Source organism: Streptomyces sp. NBC_00083 (assembly GCF_026343295.1).
Taxonomy (GTDB): Bacteria; Actinomycetota; Actinomycetes; order Streptomycetales; family Streptomycetaceae; genus Streptomyces.
Genome location: NZ_JAPELY010000001.1, coordinates 2,841,422 through 2,855,022 on the forward strand (window position 1 = coordinate 2,841,422; position 13,601 = coordinate 2,855,022).

Here is a 13,601-nt window from a genome sequence, read left to right on the forward strand (position 1 = left end):
GTGGACGCGGCATGGACACTTCACGGTTCCGCGTTCGGCGCGCCGCTCATCCCGCCCGCGAGAACACCCTTCGCCCGGGGGCGCCCGCCGACTCGGCGCGGCCGTTCGGCGCGGCGGGTTCACGGCGGCGCTGCGCGGTGTCGCTGATCCGGATCAGGAGCGCCACCATCAGCCAGTTGGCGACCATCGACGAGCCGCCCTTGGCGAGGAAGGGCAGCGCCTTTCCGGTGAGCGGAATCAGGCCCGTGACGCCACCCGTGACCACGAACACCTGCAGCACCAGGGCGCCGGCGAGCCCGGTCGCGAGGAGCTTGCCGAACGGGTCGCGGGACAACAGCGCGGCGTGGAAGGCCCGTTGGGCCAGCAGTCCGTACAGGAGCAGGACCGCCATCACCCCGGTGAGCCCCAGCTCCTCGCCGACGGTGGTCAGGATGAAGTCGCTGTTGCCGGCGAAGCCGACGAGCTCCGGGTGCCCCTGGCCCAGGCCGCTCCCGGTGATGCCGCCGCTGCCGAAGCTGAACAGTGCCTGCCCCAACTGGTTGGACACACCTGCCGCGCGGCCCGCCGCGGTGAAGGCGTCCATGGGGTGTTGCCACGCCACCACCCGGCCGTGCACATGGGGCTCGATCGAGCCGACGACCATCGCACCCACCACGGCCATCAATAGGCCGCACACCACCCAACTCGTGCGTTCCGTAGCCATGTACAACATGATCACGAAGAGCCCGAAGAAGATCAGTGATGTGCCGAGGTCACGCTCGAAGACCAGTACCAGCAGGCTGAGCACCCATATCGCGGCGATCGGGCCCAGCTGCCGGCCGGGTGGCAGCCGCATGCCGAGGACACGGCGGCCGGAGAGGGCCAGCGCGTCCCGGTTGACCGTCAGATAGCCCGCGAAGAACACCGCGATCATGATTTTCACGAACTCGCCGGGCTGCACGGACAGCGGCCCCAGCATGATCCAGCGCTTGGCACCGAACTGGTCGGCGCTGGAGAAAGCGGGCGCCATCAGGAGCACCAGCGCGACCGCCATCATCAGGTAGATGTACCGCTGGAGCCATCGGTGGTCGCGCAGGACGACGAGCACGCCCACGCACGCGGCCACCCCGATCACCGTCCACATCAGCTGTCCGTCCCCCGCCGGGGTCATGTGCAGACGTGGCTCCGCCACATAAGTGATGTCCAGGCGGCGCATGAGGACCAGGCCCAGGCCGGTCAGGAGCAGGGCGAGCGGCAGGAGCAGCGGATCGGCCCGCGCCGCCCAGCGCCGTACGGCAAGGTGCGCGATCAGTGCGAGCGCACCGATGGCGGCGGCGAACGTGGTGAACCCCGTGGGCAGCCGGCCCTGCATCGACAGACCGGTGGCCGCGTCGCCGCCCAGCGTGATCACGACGACTAAGCAGAGGAGCCAGGCCTCGGTGAGCCGTCTGTCGGGCGCCTGCGCCAGCGCCGCGAACGACATGGTGTGCCCGTACGCCTCCTCGGGCGGGCCGGATGCCGCCCGGCCGCCGCCCCCCATGGGTCCCCGCACGAAATCCTCCACCTCCCGCAACCACAGGCTTGGGCTCCTCATGGGCCCCTGCGCGCGGTGATCACACGCCGGAAGACGGAGGAAGGGGGGAGGCGGTTCCCCTTTCCGTCGCGGCCGGGGGTTCGAGCACCTACCCGAACACCATTGGTCACCGAGCCTCCGCTCCGCAGAGCCTCCGCTCCGCCGACCAGCGGCGGGCTCAGTCCTCGGCCTCCTTGCCGCGGGGCCGGCACGTCATCATCAGGGGGCCAGGACCGAGGGTGCCGCGCACCTGGACGGTCATGGTGGCACCGGGGTCGGGCCGCAGCTCCCAGCGGGCGCACACCGTGGCCAGCGCCAGCGTCATCTCGATCAGGGCGAACTGATCGCCGATGCACTTGCGGTTCCCGCCCCCGAAGGGCACGTGCGAGCCCCGCGGCAGCGTCTCGGCGCTCCGCTGGATCCAGCGGTCGGGGTCGAAACGGTCCGGGTCGGGGAACAGCTCGGGCCGGTGCTGCAGCAGGTACGCGCTGTAGAGCAGAGCCGTGCCCTTGGGCAGGTGCTGCCCGGCGAGCGTGGTGTCCGCGGTCGTGACGCGGGTGAAGAACCAGCCCGCCGGGTACAGCCGCAGGACCTCGTTGATGACCCGCCGGGTGCAGGGCAGCGCGTCGAGGTCGGCCGTCGTGGCGGTACGGCCGGCCAGGGCACGGTCGGCCTCGGCGTACACCTGCGCCGCGACCTCCGGATGTTGGCTGAGCAGCCACAGGGCGAACGCCAGACTGTTGGCGGTGGTCTCGAACCCGGCGCCGATCATGACCATGAGCTGATCGCGGATGTCCTCCTCGGACATAAGCCCGCCGGTGTCGTCGTTGTGCGCCGCCAGGAGCATGGAGACCAGGTCCTCGCCGCCGGGTGCCGCACGGCGCGCCGCGATGATGCCGTTGATGGCCGCGTGCAGCCGGGTGCGGGCGCGCCGGTAGCGGCGGTTGGCGGGCGTCGGCAGCCGGTAGAGGGGGCCCAGGGGCAGCATCACCCGCTGGTAGATGCCGTCGATGACGGTGTGCAGGCTCTCCTGCACCTCCGCCACGGCCGCGTCCTGGGCCTCGGCGGCGAGCACGCTGCGGGTGACGATCCGCAGGGTGAGCCTGGTCAGCGCGGCGGTGACGTCCAGCCGCGATCCCGGGCGCCAGCCGCTGGTCATGCGGTCGACCTCCTCACCCATGACGACGGCGTACTTCTCGATCCGGTCGCTCTGGAAGGCCGGCTGCATCTGACGGCGCTGCCACCGGTGCTCCTGCCAGCCGGACATGGGCAGGCTGCTGCCGAACAGCACACGGGCCTTGTCGAAGAAGGGACCGCCCTTGTCGAAGGTGCGGGAGTCAGTGAGCATGCGGTGTGCCGCTTCGGGTTCACACACCACGTAGGCCGGCCACGGTCCCATGCCGATGCGTACGAGGTCCCCGTGGGCGGGCAGCGAGGACAGGAACTCCAGTGGGCGCGCGTGCAGTTGCCAGGCGTGGCCGAGCAACGGCCAGCCACCCGGGGCCTTTCCCGTACGTGAGGGAAGCGTCGTGCTCACGGTCGGGCACCTCCAGAACGAGTCCGCCGGCTCGGGCTGGGGCGATGGCCCCCCCCGGGATCCCGGATATCCTCCCCGGGCCGAACGGCGCGGAACCCGGCGCGAAGCAGCACGCGTGCGGCGCGCCGGTGTGTTCTCCGGCGCGCCCGGGGGAGCGAGGCTCACTGCCGCCGTTCGGCAGGGGACGGTCGTCCGCGGTTCAGGGGCCGGTCGGCCGCGCGCCTTGGAGGCGTTCGAGGTCCGAGGGGCGGACCTGGATCGCGAACACCGCGATCAAGCCCGCGACCAGGGCGAACGCCGTGGCCACGACGAACGCGGTCGACACCCCGGACGTCAGCACCTGGTCGCTCCACGGCCGGGGCAGGGTGCCGGTGCGCCGGAACATGAGCCGCTGCGCCGGGTCGGCCTGGCCCAGGAACTTGGGCACCTGATGGGTCGCCTCGTTCCGGCTCGCCGTGCCGAACACGGTCACCAGGATGGACAGGCCCAGCGAACCGCCCACCTGCTGCGTGGCGTTGAGCATCCCGGACGCGGCGCCCGCCTCGTGCGGGGGGACTCCGGAGACGGCCATCAGGGTCAGCGAGACGAAGTTCAGACCCATGCCGAGACCGAACACCAGGATCGGACCCAGGATGCTGCCCCCATAGGTCGAGTGGATGTCCGTCTGCGTGAGCCATGCCAGCCCCGCGGCGGCGAGCAGCGAGCCCGTCACCATGAAGGGCTTCGGACCGAACTTCGGCAGGAGTTGGGAGGCGAGCCCCGCACCCACCGCGATGATCGCGCTGACCGGCAGGAAGGCGAGACCGGCCCGCAGCGGCGTGAAGCCCAGCACGTTCTGCACGAACAGGGTGAGGAAGAAGAACATGCCGAAGATCGCGGCGGACAGACTCAGCATGATGCCGTACGTGCCCGCCCGGTTGCGGTCGGCGAACATGTGCAGCGGGGTGATCGGCTGCTGCGAGCGCCGCTCCACCAGGACGAAGGCCACGAGAAGCACCACCGCGGCACCGAAGGACCCCAGCGTGTACGGGTCGCGCCAGCCCTCCTGGGCGGCCCGGATGAAGCCGTAGACCAGCGCCACCATGCCCAGGGTGGAGGTCAGCGCACCGGCGAGATCGAAGTGGCCGGAATGGCGCTCGGACTCCTTGATGACGCGGGGGGTGGCCAGCAGGATCAGTACGGCGATGGGTACGTTGACGAACAACACCCAGCGCCAGTCCAGCCATTCGACGAGCACACCACCGGCGAGCAGGCCGATGGCGCTGCCGCCCGCGGAGACCGCCGCGAACACACCGAAGGCCCGGTTGCGTTCGAGACCCTCGGTGAACGTCGTGGTGATCAGCGCGAGTGCGGTCGGCGACGCGATGGCGCCGCCCACGCCCTGGACGGCGCGCGCGGCGAGCAATTGGCCGGAACTCTGCGACAGGCCGCCGAGCAGCGAGGCGACGGCGAACAGCAGCACGCCGCACATGAACACCTTGCGGCGGCCGAGGATGTCACCGGTGCGGCCGCCCAGCAGAAGCAGTCCGCCGAAGGTGAGTGTGTAGGCGCTCACCACCCAGGCGAGGCCGGTGGTGGAGAAGTGCAACGCATTCTGGATGTGGGGGAGCGCGATGTTGACGATGGTGACGTCGAGCACCACCATCAACTGGCACGAGGCGATGACCAGGAGTGCGATCCCTTTGCCGCTGCCTCCCCGTCTGCCGGGGGCCGCGGTCGCGATCGTCGGTGCAGGCTGCGAACTCGTCATGGCGGACCTTGCCCTCGCACGAGGGACTGCGGACTCTGTCGTCCACCGTTCGACCTTATGCCCGGCCCGTGGGCGCCACCAGTCGATCAAGGCACGGCCGCGGCACTGCCGATCCGGGCCGCGAGGAGCCGGGCCGGAGCCAGGACGGAGCCGTGCGGTAATTCCATCTGACAGATCGGGAACAGGCGGCTATGCTCCCCGCGATGACTACTTCCACCAGCAGATTGGGGGACTCGTCCGCGCAAGGTGAGTGCTGATGCTCACTCAGATCGCGAACGAGGATTCCCGACTTTCCCTCTGGCTGCGCGTGCGCGAGTTCGCCGTGCCGCCCTCCATGATCGAGACCGCGACCGACCGCCGTTCCGTCGGCGACTGGGCCGGGGCCTGTGCTGCCGCGCACGTCGACGTCGACCTCGATCTCCGCGCCCTCACCCGCACCCACGGCCGGGCCCTCGCGGCCCAACTGCGTGCAGATCTGCGCCACTTGGCGCCCGACCTGTTGCGCTGGCACATGCCGAGAGTCGCCCCCGGCGGATTGCTGCGCCCGGGTACGACCCTCACCCTGGCCCGCTACGGCGACGACGGGGCAGGCGGCCGCGAAAGCCCCGTACACCTCGTGGTCCGTACGCCGCCGGCCTGGGCGGACGCCGGGCAGCGGATCAGCCTCGCCCTGTGGCGCGGCCCGCGGGCCGAGGCATCCGCCGGCGTTCGTCACCCCCGCCCGCGCCCCCATCCGCGGTTCCGTCTCGACCTGCACCGACATCTGTGGGACGCACGCAGGGCGGGCGAGCTGCGCACCCGGGCCGGCGCCGACGGGCCCGCAGGGAGATCCGCTCCCGGCGACCCGGTGGCCGCCGTGCCGCCCGCCCACGGCGATCCCGTACTGGACCCCGGTGTGACGGCCGCCGTCCCGCCGGACAGGGCCTGCGCGGTCGGCCGCTGGGGCGCCGAGACCGCCTTACTGCTGCGCGCGGAGGGGCGGCCCGGTGACCGTACGGCTCGGTTCGGGCGAGCGGCTGTCCCTCGACGTCGCAGCCGCTCCGGGCGGTCTTGGCCCTCCCGTCCTGCGGCTCGCCGGGCCACGGACGGTCACGGCCGCCGCGCCGCTGGTCCTGCCCCACGCGGCGACGTGGGAGTCTCCCGACGCGGAACTGCTGCGCACCGGGTCCCTAACCGCCGACCGGCTGCACCCCCTGGTCGCGGCCGCGCTCGCGCCGGACCCCGCCCGGCCGCCGTCGCGAGGCCGTGCCGACGGGCCCGGCGGGGCACGGTTGGTGGAGTGCCGGGGCCGACGGCACCGGATCGGGCTCCGCGACGGGGCGCTGTCCGCACTCGACCACGACCCCGCCGAAGTCCACAGGGAAGAGCTCCTCGCCGCGCTCGGCGGCACGCCACTGCCCTGCCTTCAGGCCATCGACGAGGCTCACCGCCGCCCGGAGTGCCTCGTCGGGGTCCGTGAACGCCTCGACCACGGAGACATCACCGGCGCACTGGCCGTCGTCGAGCAACTCCTGGTCCCCGAGGCGGTGTTGCGCGCCGGCGGACTCAAGGACGCCCTCGAGGACGCCGCCCGGCGGCAGATCGCGTACGGCCTGTACCGCTCGGGTCTGAGCGGCCCCGCCCCGGTGCGCCAGGCGCCCACCGTCTGGGCCCCGAACGATCCCCGCTTCCGCTCCGGCCATCTCCGCTCCCGCCCGAGCGACCACCGCTCACGTCCCCGGACGGCCCACTCCCGCTGACCGGCCCACACCCACCCCACCCGTCCACACCCGGCACCCACCACATACCCCGCACAGACCGCATCCCGCCGCGCCACACACGCGGCGCGGTCTGCCACGCCCCCGCGAAACCACCAGGTGATCCCTCATGCCCACACGAACCCCGCTCGCCCGCCCCGACGCCCGCCCCACGGGTCCGGACGACACCCCTCAACTCGACGTCGCACAGGCGCTGTTGGCCCTCCTCGGTGAAACCACCACGGAGCCGCGCCCCGACCCGCAGCTCGAAGCCCTCACCCTCACCGTCTCCGCCGACCTGCCCGTCCTGCTGTGGGGCGAACCCGGCATCGGCAAGACCGCGGCCCTGACCCAACTGGCCGCCGCCCTCGACCTCCCCCTGACCACCGTGATCGCCAGCGTGCACGAGCCGTCCGACTTCTCCGGGCTTCCGGTCATCGGCGACGACCCCGCGGAACAGGGCGTCCCGATGGCGCCGCCGGACTGGGCCGTACGACTCGTACGGGCCGGCCGCGGACTGCTCTTCCTCGACGAACTGTCCACCGCGCCACCCGCGGTGCAGGCCGCGCTGCTCCGTCTCGTCCTGGAGCGGCGTATCGGAGCCCTTCAACTCCCGCCCGGCGTAAGGATCGTGGCCGCGGCCAACCCGCGGTCCTCGGCCGCCGACGGGTGGGAGCTGAGCCCCCCGCTCGCGAACAGGTTCGTGCACCTGCAGTGGACCCACGACCACGACGTCGTCGTACGCGGCCTCGGCGGTACCTGGCCACGGGCCACCCTGCCCCGCCTCGACCGGGAGAAGCTGCCCGAGGCCGTGGCCTTCGCGCGCCGCGCCGTGTGCGGGCTGCTCGCCGCCCGGCCCTCCCTCGTCCACCAGATGCCCAGCAGCGAGAGCCGCCGCGGCGGTCCGTGGCCCTCGCCCCGCAGCTGGGAGATGACGTTGCGCCTGACCGCCTTCGCCACCGCCGCCGGTGTCTCCCGCGACGTACTCTCCCTGCTGGTCAGGGGCACCGTCGGCGACGGGCCCGGCCTCGAATTCCTGGCCGGGCTCGACCGTATGGATCTCCCGGACCCCGAGGACCTGCTCGCCGACCCGGCGGCCGCCACCCTGCCCGAGCGCGGGGACCTGCGCCAGGCCGTACTCGACGCGGTGGTGGCGGCGGTACGCGGACGCCCCGACGAGGCCCGCTGGGACGCGGCCTGGGCGATTCTGGTCGACGCGCTGGAGAGCGGGCCCCCGGACCTGGTGGTCGTGCCGGCGACCACCCTGGCTTCGGTGCGCGAACCGGGCTGGGACGTACCGGTGGCGATCGAGCGCCTCGCCGGAGCGGTCTCCCTGTCGCGACGCGCCGACGACGCGGCGGCCCGCGCGCGTGCCGCCGGGAAGGGACGCCGATGAGCCCGCACACATCAGCCGCATCGGCCGCGTCCGCCGCAATTGACACACCCGCCGCACCCGCCGCGCCGGTCGCAGCGGTCACATCCGCCGCGCCCGACACCCCCGCCGTGTCCGACACATCCGCCGCGCCCGACACCCCCGCCGTGTCCGACACATCCGCCGTGCCCGACACATCCGACGTGCCGGTCGCACCCGCCGCACCCGACACGGCAGACGCGCCGGTCGCACCCGCCGCATTCATCGCACCCGTCCCGCCCGGGGCACTCGCACTCGACTACGACAAGCTCTTCGCCGCACGGCTGCACGCCGCCAGGGTCCGCCCCTATCTCGCGGCGGCGCTCTTCGCGCTGCACCCCGTGGAGTCGCGGCGCGTCCCCACCATGGGCGTCGACCGGCACTGGCGGTGCTACGTGTCGCCCGCCTTCGTGGCCCGCACGCCGGCCGAGGAACTCGCCGCCGTATGGGTGCACGAGGTGTCGCACCTGCTCCGCGACCACCACGGGCGAAGCGACCGGCTCGCACGCGAGCACGGGCTGACCGGGCCTGCCCAGCGTCTGCGGATGAACGTCGCCGCCGACTGCGAGATCAACGACGACGTGTACGGAGACGGCCTCGTCCGGCCCTCATGGGTGGTCGAACCCGAATCCCTCGGCCTGCGCCGCGGCGAGCTCATGGAGGAGTACCTCCTCGCCTTCGGGCTCGGCCCGAGCACCCAGCTGACGGCCTGGCTCGACTGCGGCAGCGGGGCCGACGGACTCGACCGGGAGTGGGAGCTGGGGCCCGACGGCGCACACGGACTGAGCGACCACGAGCGCGACGCGATCCGCTTCCGGGTGGCCCAGGGCATCACGGGGCGGCCCGGCACCGCGACGAAGGGATGGCGCAGATGGGCCGAGGAGGCCTTCCATCCGCCGCAGGCGTGGCGCGAGTTGCTGGGGGCGGCGCTCCGCTCGGCCGCCTCGGCGGCGGGCGCCGGTCAGGACTACACGTACGGCCGGCCGTCGAGGCGCTCGTCCGGGATGCCGCGCGTCGTGCTGCCCAGCCTGCGCGCCAAACCGCCGAGGGTCAGCGTGGTGGTCGACACCTCCGCGTCGGTCTGCGACGCCGAACTGGGCAGCGCGCTCCTGGAGGTGGCGGCGATCTCCCAAGCCCTGGGCGGGCGTCGAGACCTGGTCGGCGTGCTGTCGTGCGACGCCGCGGCGGGTTTCGTGCACTCGCTGTGCCGCGGTGAGGGAATCCCGCTGGTGGGCGGGGGAGGTACGGACCTGCGCGAGGGGTTCGCCAGAGCCCTCGCGGCCAGACCCCGCCCGGATGTCGTCGTCGTCCTCACCGACGGCCAGACCCCCTGGCCTGCCACGCGTCCACCCTGCCGGACCGTGGTGGGGCTCTTTCCACGAGGTGGCGGGCGCTCGTCGTGGAAAGAGAACGACCCGGACCACATACCGGACGCCGCGCCGGAGTGGGCGCGCGTGGTGAAGATCGGTACGCCGTCCCGCGGGCGGTGAACTCGGCGCCGCGCGGCGGATGAAGAGGAGAGAGGCGCTCGGTACCGGTGTCGTCCGGAGCGCTCTCGACAGGCTGCCCGATCAGCACCTTCGGCGGCCCGCGGCGGGGCCGGGGGCCGCCCTGGGGAGGTCTGTCAGGCTGTGAGCACCGAGTCGTCGAAGGTGCGCGCACCGGGCAGCCGGTGCCGCGCGGCGATCACGGCGGCGTCGATGTCCCGCGTGCCCGTCGACACACACAGGGTGTAGGTCACGTCGTCCAGCCGTTGCCGCGTCGATTCGTCGCCGTCGGCGGCGTTCAGCACGACGAGCGCCTCGTACTCGTCGAGCAGATCACGGAGCACTGCCGGATGCGCCATCAGCATGAGTGGGGACCTCTCCAGTCGACACGGTCACGATGTGTGTCATCTGGTGCCCCCCTTTCCCGGACCTACACGTAGCGACCACAACGCGCTGGACGTGATGTGTGGGCACGCTCTATGTGGGCGCCCGCTATGTGCGCGCGTCCTGTGTGTGCGTGGCGTGTGGGCGCGACCCAGGACGGCCTGTGGCGCGCGCCACGGGGCGCCCCGCGGTTCGACCGTACGGAACGGGGGAACGTCACGGGCGTGAACGCGCAAGCGCTGAGCCTTCTGGAGCGGGCCGGGGCCGCGGAGGTCGAGCATCCGGGCGGCACCCTGCTCGCACACCTGCGCAGGACCGGCGACCTGCTGGCCTCCTGGGGTGCCCGGCCGGCGCTCGCCACGGCCGGACTGTGCCACGCCCTCTACGGGACCGACGGGTTCGCCACGGCGCTGGCCGGCCTGGAGCGCCGGACGGAGATCGCCGACGCCATCGGCGCCGAGGCCGAGGAGATCGTGTACGTCTACGCCTCGTGTGACCGAACGACCGCCTACCGCGAACTCGCCCTGGAGGACGGGCTGTTCGTGGATCGCTTCACCGGCGCGCACAGCCGTCCGGGGCCCGGCACCCGCCGGGACTTCGCCGAACTCACCGCCGCCAACGAGCTGGACCTCGCCACGGTCGCTCCGGGCTTCCGCGCCGACCACGCGGCCGGCCTGCTCACCCTGTTCACCCGGTGGCGCCCGCTGCTCTCGGAGCCGGCGTGGGCCCACTGCCGGCGCGTGCTGGACGCGACCGGCGGCTGAACGCGGTCGGGGCCCCGGACGGCTCAGGACGGGCGGGGCCGCGCGGTCAGCGAGCCCAGCATCTCGCGGGCCAGCCCGCGCGCCAGGTCCACCTTGTAGCCGTTGTGCCGCAGCGGAACGGCGTCGGCCAGCTCGGCCTCCACGGCCTGCGCGACGGACTCGGCGGTCGGTGTGGTCCCCAGCAGCGCCGCCTCGGTGCGACGGGCGCGCCAGGGCCGGTGGGCGAGCCCGCCGAACGCGACGGCGATGTGGTCCACCACGCCGCGCTCCAGGTGCAGCACCGTGGCGACGGAGGCCAGCGCGAACGTGTGGCCCGCCCGGTCCCGCGCCTTGCGGTAGCGGGAGACGGTCCCCTCGGGCAGGGGCGGCACCAGAACGCCGGTGACGAGTTCACCGGGCCGCAGCACCGTGTCCTGTTCGGGCCGTTCCTGCGGCAGCCGCAGGAACTCGGCCACCGGCACGCTGCGGATCCCTGTGGAACAGGCCAGCTCGACCGAGGCGTCGAGTGCCGCGAGCGCCACCGCCAGGTCGGAGGGGTGGGTGGCCACGCAGTGGGGCGAGTGACCGAAGATCGCGTGGTCGCGGTTGACTCCGTCGAGCGCTCCGCAGCCACTGCCGGGCACCCTCTTGTTGCACGGCTTCGACAGGTCCTGGAAATAGTCGCACCGGGTGCGCTGCAGGAGGTTCCCCGCGGTGGTCGCCATGTTGCGCAGCTGATCGGAGGCGCCGCTGAGCAGCGCCTGCGACAGCACGGGACGGCGCCCGCGCACCGCCGGATGTGCGGCGAGATCGCTGTTGCGCACGGTCGCCCCGACCCTCAGCGAACCGTCCGCCTGCTCCTCGATCAGGTCCAGGGGCAGCCGGGTGATGTCGACGACGACGTCGGGGCGGTCGATGCCCTGGCGCATCAGGTCGACGAGGTTGGTGCCACCGCCCAGGTAGCGGGCCTCGGAACGTCCGCCGTGGGCGGCGGTCGCCTCCGTGACGCTGCTCGGGCACACATAGGCGACCGGCTTCATGTGGTCACCTCCTGTATGGCCATCCCCTGGGGGGGCGCCTCCTGTGGGGGCGCGGGCCGTGCGTCCGCGTCCTGGGTGTCCGGGCCCCGCGGATCCAGGTCCTGCAGCGCCTCGGTGATGCTCGGATAGGCGCCGCACCGGCACAGGTTGCCGCTGAGCTGTTCGCGGACCTCGACGGCGGTCAACTGCACCGCGGCCTCGGCCGGCAGGTCCATTTCGCTGACGACGCCGGACTGGCCCGCCCCGGCTCCGGCGGGCGTACCCGCGGACGCGGGCGGCATGCCGGGGGCGCAGTAGCCGCACCGCGCGGTGTCCCGGTCGGGCCCGGGGCTGCGCAGCGGATGACGGTCGTCCTCAGGGCCGACGGGGGCGGCCAGACCCTCGATCGTGACGATCTCGCGTCCCTCTTGGCCGATGGCCAGGAGCAGACAACTGGCGACGCGGCGGCCGTCGATCAGCACCGCACACGCCTCGCAGCCGCCGTCGTCGCAGCCCCTCCCCGAGCCGGTCAGGCCCAGGTTGTCGCGAAGACACTCCAAGAGGGTGACGCGGTGGTCCAGTTCGACCCTGTGGGTGATGTCGTTCACCCGCAGGGTCACCTGCGACTCGGTCGCGCCCGGTTCGGTCTGGGCGCCCGGTGCCGGGCCCCCGTCGCTCAGGCCGTGTCTAGGTTCCATCGTCGTGGGCTCCTCGATCCGGACAGTCGGCAGCTTGACCGCGTTCCCACCCTCGCCCAGCTCACCTCCTCCGGCATCTTGAGCGCCGCCCAGTCAGTGGTCGCCGGGCGCCGGCGACGGCGCGAGCCCGTCGGCGACCAGTCCCGCCAGGACCGCCTGACCCAGGGCGTGCACGGCGGACTGGGGACGCACCATCACCGTGAACTCCTTGATCCGGCCGGACTCGTCGAAGTGGAGCAGATCGATGCCGTGGATCTCCTTGCCGCCCACCGTCGCCCGGAACGGCAGGACCGCCGACGGCGCTTCCTCACCGTCGGCGCTGGTCTCCGCGGCGCCCTCGTAATGCCCGATGTAGCGCAGGTCCGCGAGGACGCGCACCAGCACGCCGAAGAGCCCCAGCACCATCGGCTTGCCCTCGAAGGGCATGAACTTGACCGGGCTGTACAACCGGATGTCCTCGGTGAACAGTGCGTCGAGCGCGGCCAGATCATGCTTCTCCACGGCGGCGCGGAAGAGGTCGGCCGTGTGCTGGGGCTCCGTGAGTTCCTGGGGTTCCATGGGTGCTCCTCATACTCAACAATGTGACTAGTCAGTTTCTTGAGTAGGATGCGGCAGGGATCGAAGAAAGGGAAGGGGGTGCCCGATGGCCCTGCGACACGCCGTGCTGGCGGCGCTGTTGGACGGCGAGTACAGCGGCTACCAGCTGGCCAAGGCGTTCGACATCGGCGTCGCCAACTTCTGGCACGCCCTGCCCCAGCAGCTTTACGCGGAACTCGCCAAGCTGGAGAAGGACGGCCTGGTCACCGGTCGCCAGGTGGTGCAGGAGAGCCGGCCCAACAAGCGGCTCTTCACGGTCACCGACGCCGGCCGCGCCGAGCTGCAGGACTTCGCCGAGGCCGCGTCCAAGCCCTCCTTCATCCGCGACGACCTGCTCGTCAAGGTGCAGAGCGCCGACCGCATCGGCACCACGGCGGTCATCGCCCAGCTCGACGAACGGGCTGCGGCCGCCGACGCCAAGATCGACCTGCTCGGCGCGCTGCTGAGGCAGTTGCGCGGGGAGGCGGACGAGGAGGAGTTCCTGCTCCACGGCGAGCGGATCGGACCGTACCTGACGTGTCTGCGCGGTCTCGCCTTCGAGCGGGAGCACCGGGACTGGTGCCGGCGGATCGCGGCCGTCCTGCGGCGGCGGAGCGCCGGAGCCGGGCGCCGAGACAGCGCGGAACGCGTTCCGGGATCCGCGCCCACCTGGTGAAGCCGCCTTGGTTAGGGTGGTTGCGACAGCAT

The 13,601-nt window shown here is 72.5% G+C and carries 11 protein-coding genes and 1 pseudogene; 5 read left to right on the top strand and 7 right to left on the bottom strand.

All coding sequences use genetic code 11. The annotated features are described in order from the left end of the window. Positions 1-46 precede the first annotated feature (46 nt). From OOJ98_RS12595 to OOJ98_RS12605, 3 genes are all read right to left on the bottom strand, one after another. The gene (locus OOJ98_RS12595; RefSeq protein WP_267055619.1) at positions 47-1,462 is read right to left on the bottom strand and encodes an FtsW/RodA/SpoVE family cell cycle protein; all 1,416 of its coding nucleotides are present in this window, start codon (positions 1,460-1,462) and stop codon (positions 47-49) included. A gap of 268 nt (positions 1,463-1,730) precedes the next feature. After that, positions 1,731-3,089, bottom strand: a complete 1,359-nt coding sequence (locus OOJ98_RS12600; RefSeq protein WP_267054736.1) for a cytochrome P450 — start codon at positions 3,087-3,089, stop codon at positions 1,731-1,733. A 199-nt stretch (positions 3,090-3,288) separates the two neighbouring features. Then, complete coding sequence (locus tag OOJ98_RS12605; protein ID WP_267054737.1) at positions 3,289-4,839, bottom strand: MFS transporter; 1,551 nt, start codon at positions 4,837-4,839, stop codon at positions 3,289-3,291. Between the two features lie 256 nt (positions 4,840-5,095). On the opposite strand from OOJ98_RS12605, the pseudogene OOJ98_RS12610 reads away from it, so the two are divergent. The 3 genes and pseudogenes from OOJ98_RS12610 to OOJ98_RS12620 all read left to right on the top strand — a co-directional run bounded on the left by OOJ98_RS12610 (position 5,096) and on the right by OOJ98_RS12620 (position 9,476). Then, a pseudogene (locus tag OOJ98_RS12610) lies at positions 5,096-6,578 on the top strand (hypothetical protein). Between the two features lie 127 nt (positions 6,579-6,705). Beyond that, on the top strand, positions 6,706-7,971 hold the full coding sequence (locus OOJ98_RS12615) for an AAA family ATPase (RefSeq protein WP_267054738.1): 1,266 nt from the start codon (positions 6,706-6,708) through the stop codon (positions 7,969-7,971). Positions 7,972-8,210: 239 nt separating this feature from the next. Beyond that, a complete protein-coding gene (locus OOJ98_RS12620) occupies positions 8,211-9,476 on the top strand; it encodes a VWA-like domain-containing protein (RefSeq protein WP_267055620.1) in 1,266 nt (421 codons plus the stop codon). 134 nt (positions 9,477-9,610) lie between these two features. On the opposite strand, the gene OOJ98_RS12625 is transcribed toward OOJ98_RS12620, so the two are convergent. After that, positions 9,611-9,838, bottom strand: coding sequence for a DUF5133 domain-containing protein (locus OOJ98_RS12625; RefSeq protein ID WP_267054739.1), 228 nt, complete (start codon positions 9,836-9,838; stop codon positions 9,611-9,613). A 243-nt stretch (positions 9,839-10,081) separates the two neighbouring features. Between OOJ98_RS12625 and OOJ98_RS12630 the strand changes: the two genes are divergently transcribed. Continuing rightward, the gene (locus OOJ98_RS12630) at positions 10,082-10,621 is read left to right on the top strand and encodes a DUF6817 domain-containing protein (RefSeq protein ID WP_267054740.1); all 540 of its coding nucleotides are present in this window, start codon (positions 10,082-10,084) and stop codon (positions 10,619-10,621) included. Between the two features lie 23 nt (positions 10,622-10,644). On the opposite strand, the gene OOJ98_RS12635 is transcribed toward OOJ98_RS12630, so the two are convergent. The 3 genes from OOJ98_RS12635 to OOJ98_RS12645 all read right to left on the bottom strand — a co-directional run bounded on the left by OOJ98_RS12635 (position 10,645) and on the right by OOJ98_RS12645 (position 12,875). Further along, complete coding sequence (locus OOJ98_RS12635) at positions 10,645-11,640, bottom strand: xanthine dehydrogenase family protein subunit M (protein ID WP_267054741.1); 996 nt, start codon at positions 11,638-11,640, stop codon at positions 10,645-10,647. Next, a complete protein-coding gene (locus OOJ98_RS12640) occupies positions 11,637-12,317 on the bottom strand; it encodes a 2Fe-2S iron-sulfur cluster-binding protein (RefSeq protein ID WP_267054742.1) in 681 nt (226 codons plus the stop codon). The genes OOJ98_RS12635 and OOJ98_RS12640 overlap by 4 nt, the downstream gene beginning before the upstream one ends. A 93-nt stretch (positions 12,318-12,410) precedes the next feature. Next, positions 12,411-12,875 (bottom strand): nuclear transport factor 2 family protein, encoded by a 465-nt coding sequence (locus OOJ98_RS12645; RefSeq protein ID WP_267054743.1) that lies wholly within the window; start codon positions 12,873-12,875, stop codon positions 12,411-12,413. 85 nt (positions 12,876-12,960) lie between these two features. Here OOJ98_RS12645 and OOJ98_RS12650 point away from each other — a divergent pair, with 85 nt between their 5' ends. Next, the gene (locus OOJ98_RS12650; protein ID WP_267054744.1) at positions 12,961-13,569 is read left to right on the top strand and encodes a PadR family transcriptional regulator; all 609 of its coding nucleotides are present in this window, start codon (positions 12,961-12,963) and stop codon (positions 13,567-13,569) included. Positions 13,570-13,601: the final 32 nt, after the last annotated feature.

What these genes read in the sequence shown, in the direction of transcription:
- OOJ98_RS12635 (WP_267054741.1), bottom strand. Translation starts at nt 11,640, where the DNA reads ATGAAGCCGGTCGCCTATGTGTGCCCGAGCAGCGTCACGGAGGCGACC.
- OOJ98_RS12645 (WP_267054743.1), bottom strand. Translation starts at nt 12,875, where the DNA reads ATGGAACCCCAGGAACTCACGGAGCCCCAGCACACGGCCGACCTCTTC.
- OOJ98_RS12640 (WP_267054742.1), bottom strand. Translation starts at nt 12,317, where the DNA reads ATGGAACCTAGACACGGCCTGAGCGACGGGGGCCCGGCACCGGGCGCC.
- OOJ98_RS12625 (WP_267054739.1), bottom strand. Translation starts at nt 9,838, where the DNA reads ATGCTGATGGCGCATCCGGCAGTGCTCCGTGATCTGCTCGACGAGTAC.
- OOJ98_RS12595 (WP_267055619.1), bottom strand. Translation starts at nt 1,462, where the DNA reads ATGTCGTTCGCGGCGCTGGCGCAGGCGCCCGACAGACGGCTCACCGAG.
- OOJ98_RS12650 (WP_267054744.1), top strand. Translation starts at nt 12,961, where the DNA reads ATGGCCCTGCGACACGCCGTGCTGGCGGCGCTGTTGGACGGCGAGTAC.
- OOJ98_RS12615 (WP_267054738.1), top strand. Translation starts at nt 6,706, where the DNA reads ATGCCCACACGAACCCCGCTCGCCCGCCCCGACGCCCGCCCCACGGGT.
- OOJ98_RS12605 (WP_267054737.1), bottom strand. Translation starts at nt 4,839, where the DNA reads ATGACGAGTTCGCAGCCTGCACCGACGATCGCGACCGCGGCCCCCGGC.